The following is a 1,100-nucleotide window of genomic DNA, read 5'->3' as shown; positions in this document are numbered from 1 at the left end:
AATCTCAGTCCTTGGCAAGTTTCACAAGTGGCGCGTCATCCACAGCGTCCTTATACCCTCGATTATGTTGGCGCTTTATTTACAGATTTTCATGAGCTCCATGGCGATCGCAATTTTGCGGATGATCAATCCATTATTACCGGCTTAGCGCGCTTCGAGAATCAACCATGCGTAGTGATTGGCCATCAGAAGGGTCGCGATACTAAAGAGCGCGCCTTGCGTAACTTTGGTATGAGCCGCCCCGAGGGTTACCGCAAAGCAAAGCGTGTGATGCGCTTAGCTGAAAAATTTAAATTGCCTGTATTTACTTTTGTCGATACGCCAGGCGCATTCCCGGGAATCGATGCAGAAGAGCGTAACCAGTCCGAGGCGATTGGTCACAACCTGTATGTTCAGGCTGAGTTAGAAGTGCCTATCATTGCGACCATTATTGGTGAGGGTGGTTCTGGTGGGGCGCTAGCAATTGCAATGGGTGATGTGGTGTTGATGTTGCAGAACTCAACCTATTCTGTGATTTCACCCGAAGGCTGTGCATCTATTCTTTGGAAGACTGCTGACAAGGCACCAGAGGCTGCTGAGCAATTAGGTTTGACAGCGCAACGTTTGAAGACAATTGGCTTGATTGACAAGATCGTTGCTGAACCAACTGGTGGAGCGCATCGTGATTATGAGACCATGATGAATAACATGCGCAAAGCCTTGGCTGAGTCACTGAAAACCTTCGATGGTATGAAAGTGGATGCGCTTCTTGAGCGTCGACATGAACGCTTAATGGGCTATGGCAAGTTCAAGGAAATCGAAGCCAAGTCCTAAGGCGACTCTTCAGGCGGCTTCAGCAGTGGCCAAACGTATTGGTCTTGCCTTAAGTGGTGGGCTTGATTCGGTTGTCTTGCTTGATGCCATTTGCAAGACAGTCCAAACAGATCCTAATAACTCAACTGAGATTTGGGTATTCCATATTCACCATGGTTTGCAAAAGCCCGCTGATCAGTGGCTGGAGTTTTGCGAGAAGCTAGCCAAAAAGTACCAAGTACATTTTGATTTCCGTTTATTGCATTTTGCAGATCAATCGCAGGGCAATATTGAAGCCCGGGCTAGAG

2 protein-coding genes are annotated in these 1,100 nt (G+C 47.7%); both read left to right on the top strand.

Annotated features, from left to right (window positions below; translation table 11 throughout):
* Positions 1–813, top strand: an 813-nt coding sequence (locus B7X71_RS17575; RefSeq protein WP_293601692.1) for an acetyl-CoA carboxylase carboxyltransferase subunit alpha, incomplete at its 5' end; no start/stop codon positions are given.
* Between the two features lie 25 nt (positions 814–838).
* Positions 839–1,100 (top strand): ATP-binding protein (locus B7X71_RS17570; RefSeq protein WP_293601691.1); only part of this gene is annotated, 262 nt, incomplete at its 3' end.

It is taken from the genome of Polynucleobacter sp. 39-46-10 (assembly GCF_002282275.1).
This window is presented reverse-complemented; position numbering and strand designations above follow the sequence as displayed.